The sequence below is a fragment of the Streptomyces sp. NPDC056835 genome (genome assembly GCF_042789485.1).
Classification (GTDB): Bacteria; Actinomycetota; Actinomycetes; order Streptomycetales; family Streptomycetaceae; genus Streptomyces.
On record NZ_JBHUBB010000050.1, the window covers coordinates 21,554 to 27,878 of the forward strand.

Below are 6,325 nucleotides of genomic sequence, written 5' to 3' on the forward strand. Positions count from 1 at the left end.
ACCCCCGGTTCACCGGGGCTTCGCCGGTCAGGTCACCGGCGCCTTCGCGCGCAGAACGGTGAGGAATTCACGCATCCAGGCCGGGTGGTCGGGCCAGGCGCGGGACGAGACGAGTGTGCCGTCCACCACCGCCTCCGTGTCCTGGAAGGTGGCCCCGGCCGCCTGCATGTCCAGCTCCAGGGCCGGATAGGCCGTGACCCGGCGGCCGGCCAGCTCACCGATCGCGGCCGTCAGCAGCGGCCCGTGGCAGATCTGGGCGACGGGTTTGTCGGCGTCGAAGAAGGACTTGAGGATCTTGCGCAGCTCCGGATCGCCCCGCAGATACTCGGGGGCGCGGCCGCCCGGGATGACCAGAGCGGCGTACTGCCCCGCGTCGACCTCGGCGAAGGCCAGATCGGCGGGCCAGGTGTAGCCGGGCTTCTCGGTGTAGGTGTCGAAACCGGGCTCGAAGTCATGGACCACGAACTGGAGCTTCTTACGGGTCGGAGCGGCGATATGGACCTCGTATCCCTCCTCGCGCAGACGCTGGTACGGGTAGAGCACTTCCAGCGACTCGGCGGCGTCGCCGGTGACGATCAGAACCTTGGCTGCCATGACTGCTCCCGGAGAGAGTGTGTCGGTCTGTCCATCTGTCGATCAGTGTCGTCCTGTGGACCAGTGTCGTCCCGGTCGGCACGCGTCGGCGAGGGCGCGTCGGCGAGGGTTCTGTGCCGTGAGCGCACGGCCGTGAGCGGCCGTGAGCGGCCGTGAGTGGCGTAGGCGGTCACGCGCGGCCGTGAGCTGCCGACATGCGTCCGTGTCGCTGTCCAGAGTGTCAAAGTTGGTACCCCGTATTTGTACACATGCGGCCCATGACGGCGCCCCGGTCAAGGGCGATAGCCTGGTGCCCGTGATCAGCGCGATATGCCGTGGGGGCAGCGAAGCCCCCCGCTTGCGCCCGGAGCGCCACAGCGTCCGGGCGATCGCTGGTCCCCCGGGACCGGTCCCTCCAGGACAGGCCCTTGATCCGGGCCGGCTGCCAAAATTGGCAAATAACGCCCCGGACATCTCTCATCGCGGCATAACGTCGACTCAGACCGGAAACCCCGCGTCGTGGCGTTGTGTCGCTTCCTTCACCTACGTCACGCAACGGCGCGCGACAGGAGCCAGAGGACATGCAGACCAAGCTGGACGAAGCCAAGGCCGAGCTGCTCGAACAGGCGGCTCGGGCCGCTGAGAACAGCCCGGTGGGGGGAACCGGGGGGCTGGGGGCCGGCCCCCAGGAGGACGAGGCCTCGGCCGGATCCCGCAGCGCGGGCGAGGGGGACGGTCCCGACCGGGACGGCCTTCTCGCCTACCTCCAGCGCTACTACCTGCACACCGCTCCCGAGGACCTGGCCGACCGTGACCCGGTCGACATCGTCGGTGCGGCGCTCTCGCACTACCGGCTGGCCGGAAACCGCCCTCAGGGGACGGCGAGCGTACGGGTGCACACCCCGACCGTCGAGGAGAACGGCTGGACCTGCCGCCACTCCGTGGTCGAGGTCGTCACCGACGACATGCCGTTCCTGGTCGACTCCGTCACCAATGAGCTCTCGCGTCAGGGCCGCGGCATCCACGCCGTGATCCATCCCCAGATCGCCGTACGGCGCGATGTCACCGGCAGGCTGATCGAGGTGCTGCCCGAAGAGGCGGTCACCGCCGCGGAGCCCCGGCACGACGTCTTCATCGAGTCCTGGATCCATGTCGAGGTCGACCGCGAGACCGACCAGGCCGATCTCCAGCAGATGACCTCCGACCTGCTGCGGGTCCTCTCCGATGTCCGCGAGACCGTCGAGGACTGGGAGAAGATGCGGGAAGCCGCGCTGCGCATCGCCGAGGAGCTGCCCAGCGAGCCGACCGCCGACGATCTGCGCGACCAGGAGGTCGAGGAGGCCAGGGAGCTGCTGCGCTGGCTCGCCGCCGACCACTTCACCTTCCTCGGCTACCGCGAGTATCAGCTGACGGACAGTGACGCCCTCTCCGCCGTGCCCGGCACCGGACTCGGCATACTGCGTTCCGACCCGGCGCACACCGGCAACGAGGACCACCCGGTCAGCCCGTCCTTCAGCCGGCTGCCCGCCGACGCCCGCGCCAAGGCGCGCGAGCACAAGCTGCTCGTCCTCACCAAGGCCAACAGCCGCGCCACGGTCCACCGGTCGGGCTATCTCGACTACGTCGGGGTCAAGAAGTTCGACGCCAAGGGCAATGTCGTCGGCGAGCGGCGCTTCCTCGGGCTGTTCTCCTCGGCCGCGTACACCGAGTCAGTCCGCCGGGTCCCGGTGATCCGCCGCAAGGTCGCCGAGGTCCTGGAGAACGCGGGCCTCTCGCCCAACAGCCACGACGGCCGCGATCTGCTCCAGATCCTGGAGACCTACCCGCGCGACGAGCTGTTCCAGACGCCCGTCGACGAACTCCGCTCGATTGTCACCAGCGTGCTGTATCTCCAGGAGCGCAGGCGGCTGCGGCTCTACCTGCGCCAGGACGAGTACGGACGCTACTACTCCGCTCTCGTCTATCTGCCGCGCGACCGTTACACCACGGGCGTCCGGCTCCGGCTGGTCGAGATCCTCAAGGAGGAACTGGGCGGGACCAGCGTCGACTTCACCGCGTGGAACACAGAATCGATCCTCTCCCGGCTGCACTTCGTCGTCCGCGTCCCCCGGGGCACGCAGCTGGCGAAGCTCACCGACGCCGACACCGAGCGGATCGAGGCCCGGCTCGTCGAGGCCGCCCGCTCCTGGGCCGACGCCTTCGGCGAGGCGCTGACCGCCGAGTGCGGTGAGGAGCGCGCCGCCGAACTGCTGCGCAGGTACGGCTCCGCCTTCCCCGAGGGCTACAAGGCCGACCACTCCCCGCGCGCCGCCGTCGCCGACCTGGCCCATCTGGAGGCGGTCACCAGGGCCGAGGCGGGGTCGGACTTCGCGCTCTCCCTGTACGAGCCGGTCGGCGCGGCCCCCGGCGAGCGCCGCTTCAAGATCTACCGCTCGGGCGAGCAGGTCTCCCTCTCCGCCGTCCTGCCGGTGCTCCAGCGGCTCGGTGTCGAGGTCGTCGACGAGCGCCCGTACGAGCTGCGCTGCTCGGACCGTACCCACGCCTGGATCTACGACTTCGGCCTGCGGCTACCCCAGGGCGGCGCGGGCGACTATCTCACCGAGGACGACCGTCAGCGCTTCCAGGACGCCTTCGCGGCCGTCTGGACCGGGGCCGCGGAGAACGACGGCTTCAACTCCCTCGTCCTGCGGGCCGGTCTTGACTGGCGGCAGGCGATGGTGCTGCGCGCCTACGCCAAGTACCTGCGCCAGTCCGGCTCGACCTTCAGCCAGGACTACATGGAGGACACCCTCCGCAGCAATGTCCACACCACCCGGCTGCTGGTCTCCCTCTTCGAGGCCAGGATGTCGCCGGGCCGCCAGCGCGCCGGCACGGAGCTGACGGAAGCGATGCTGGAGGAGCTGGACGGCGCCCTTGACCAGGTCGCGAGCCTGGACGAGGACCGCATCCTCAGGTCCTTCCTCACCCTCATCAAGGCCACGCTGCGGACCAACTTCTTCCAGCACGCCGGCGAGGGCGACGGCAAGAAGGGCCGGCAGGGCCCGGGGACCGCCGCGGGCGAGCACCACAGCTATGTGTCGATGAAGTTCGACCCGCAGGCCATCCCCGATCTGCCCGCGCCCCGCCCGGCGTACGAGATCTGGGTGTACTCCCCGCGTGTCGAGGGCGTCCATCTGCGCTTCGGCAAGGTCGCCCGCGGCGGTCTGCGCTGGTCCGACCGGCGCGAGGACTTCCGTACGGAGATCCTTGGCCTGGTCAAGGCGCAGATGGTCAAGAACACCGTGATCGTGCCGGTCGGCGCCAAGGGCGGCTTCGTCGCCAAGCAGCTGCCCGACCCGGCGGCGGACCGGGACGCCTGGCTCGCCGAGGGCATCGCCTCGTACAAGATCTTCATCTCGGCGCTGCTCGACATCACGGACAACATGGTGGCGGGCGAGGTCGTGCCGCCGGCCGATGTGGTCAGGCACGACGAGGACGACACCTATCTCGTCGTCGCCGCAGACAAGGGCACGGCAAGCTTCTCCGACATCGCCAATGACGTCGCGGTCGCCTACCACTTCTGGCTCGGGGACGCCTTCGCCTCCGGCGGCAGCGCGGGCTACGACCACAAGGGCATGGGCATCACGGCGCGCGGCGCCTGGGAGTCCGTCAAGCGGCACTTCCGCGAGCTCGGCCATGACACCCAGACCGAGGACTTCACGGTCGTCGGCGTCGGTGACATGTCCGGTGACGTGTTCGGCAACGGCATGCTGCTCTCCGAGCACATCCGGCTGGTCGCGGCCTTCGACCACCGGCATATCTTCCTCGACCCGCACCCGGACGCGGCCACCTCGTACGCCGAGCGCCGCCGGCTGTTCGAGCTGCCGCGCTCGTCGTGGGCCGACTACGACAAGGGGCTGCTGTCGCAGGGCGGCGGAATCCACCCCCGTACGGCCAAGTCGATCGCCGTCAACGCGCATGTACGGGAAGCGCTCGGCATCGAGCCCGGTGTTTCCAAGCTGACGCCCGCCGAGCTGATGAAGGCGATCCTCCAGGCCCCGGTGGACCTGCTGTGGAACGGCGGCATCGGTACGTATGTGAAGGCCTCCACCGAGACGGACGCCGATGTCGGCGACAAGGCCAACGACGCGATCCGCGTCAACGGCGAGGACCTGCGGGTCAAGGCCGTCGGCGAGGGCGGCAACCTGGGGCTGACCCAGCTCGGCCGTATCGAGTTCGCCAGGCGCGGCGCCGGCGGCGAGGGCGGCAAGGTCAACACCGACGCCATCGACAACAGCGCGGGCGTCGACACCTCCGACCACGAGGTGAACATCAAGATCCTGCTCAACAGCCTGGTCACCGACGGCGACATGACCGTCAAGCAGCGCAACACCCTGCTCGCCGCGATGACCGACGAGGTCGGCGCGCTGGTGCTGCGCAACAACTACGCGCAGAACACCGCGCTCGCCAACGCCGTGTCCCAGGCGCCGTCCCTGCTCCACGCCCACCAGCGGTTCATGCGCCGACTGGCGCGCGACGGACATCTCGACAGGGCGCTGGAGTTCCTGCCCAGCGACCGGCAGATCCGTGAACTCCTCAACGCGGGCAGGGGCCTGTCCCAGCCCGAACTGGCCGTGCTGCTCGCCTACACCAAGATCACGGCGGCGGAGGAGCTGATCCACACGGAGCTGCCCGACGACCCTTTCCTGCGCAAACTGCTGCACGCGTACTTCCCGCGGGCACTGCGGGAGAAGTTCGCCGAGCAGATCGACACGCACGCGCTGCGCCGTGAGATCGTGACGACGGTACTGGTCAACGACACCGTCAACACCGGTGGTTCGACCTTCCTGCACCGGCTGCGGGAGGAGACCGGGGCGTCGACCGAGGAGATCGTACGGGCCCAGGCGGCGGCCCGGGAGATCTTCGGGCTGAACGCCGTCTGGGACGCCGTCGAGGCGCTGGACAACCAGGTCGCGGCCGACGTCCAGACCCGGATCAGGCTGCACTCGCGCCGGCTGGTCGAGCGCGGTACGCGCTGGCTGCTGGGCAACCGGCCGCAGCCGCTGGAGATCGCCGGGACCATCGAGTTCTTCGCCGCGAGAGTCGAGCGGGTCTGGGCGCAGTTGCCCCCGATGCTGCGCGGCGCGGAGCTGGAGTGGTACCAGCGGATCCTGGCGGAGCTGACCGAAGCCGGGGTACCGGAGGAGCTGGCCCTGCGGGTGGCGAGCTTCTCATCCGCCTTCCCGACGCTCGACATCGTGGCGATCGCGGACCGTACGGACCAGGACCCACTCTCCGTCGCCGAGGTGTACTACGACCTCGGTGACCGGCTGCGGATCAGCCGGCTGATGGACCGGATCGTGGAGCTGCCGCGGGCCGACCGCTGGCAGTCCATGGCCCGCGCCTCCATCCGCGAGGACCTGTACGCGGCGCACGCCGGGCTGACGGCGGACGTGCTGGCCGTGGGCGACGGCGACTCGACGCCCGAGGAACGCTTCAACGCGTGGGAGCAGAAGAACGCGGCGATCCTCGGCCGTTCGCGCGCCACGCTGGAGGAGATCCAGGGATCGGACGCGTTCGATCTGGCGAATCTGTCGGTCGCGATGCGGACGATGCGCACGCTGCTGCGTACGCACAGCTGAGCGGTATGAAGGGGGAGGGGCGGCCCGCGCGCCACGGGCCGGGCGCCCCCGCGCCCCGGGCGGGCGCCCCCGCGCAGCATTGCGGCCGGCCGACCCACCCCCCCCCACGCCGCAACGAGAGAGCTGACAGG

The 6,325-nt window shown here is 69.8% G+C and carries 2 protein-coding genes; one reads left to right on the plus strand and one right to left on the minus strand.

The genetic code is table 11. The annotated features are described in order from the left end of the window. Positions 1–27: 27 nt before the first annotated feature. On the minus strand, positions 28–594 hold the full coding sequence (locus ACFRMN_RS35925) for a DJ-1/PfpI family protein (protein WP_383028053.1): 567 nt from the start codon (positions 592–594) through the stop codon (positions 28–30). A 560-nt stretch (positions 595–1,154) separates the two neighbouring features. On the opposite strand from ACFRMN_RS35925, the gene ACFRMN_RS35930 reads away from it, so the two are divergent. Beyond that, on the plus strand, positions 1,155–6,194 hold the full coding sequence (locus tag ACFRMN_RS35930) for an NAD-glutamate dehydrogenase (RefSeq protein WP_383028056.1): 5,040 nt from the start codon (positions 1,155–1,157) through the stop codon (positions 6,192–6,194). Positions 6,195–6,325 lie beyond the last annotated feature (131 nt).

Coding starts and splice junctions, on each gene's coding strand:
- ACFRMN_RS35925 (WP_383028053.1), bottom strand. CDS start 594: ATGGCAGCCAAGGTTCTGATCGTCACCGGCGACGCCGCCGAGTCGCTG.
- ACFRMN_RS35930 (WP_383028056.1), top strand. CDS start 1,155: ATGCAGACCAAGCTGGACGAAGCCAAGGCCGAGCTGCTCGAACAGGCG.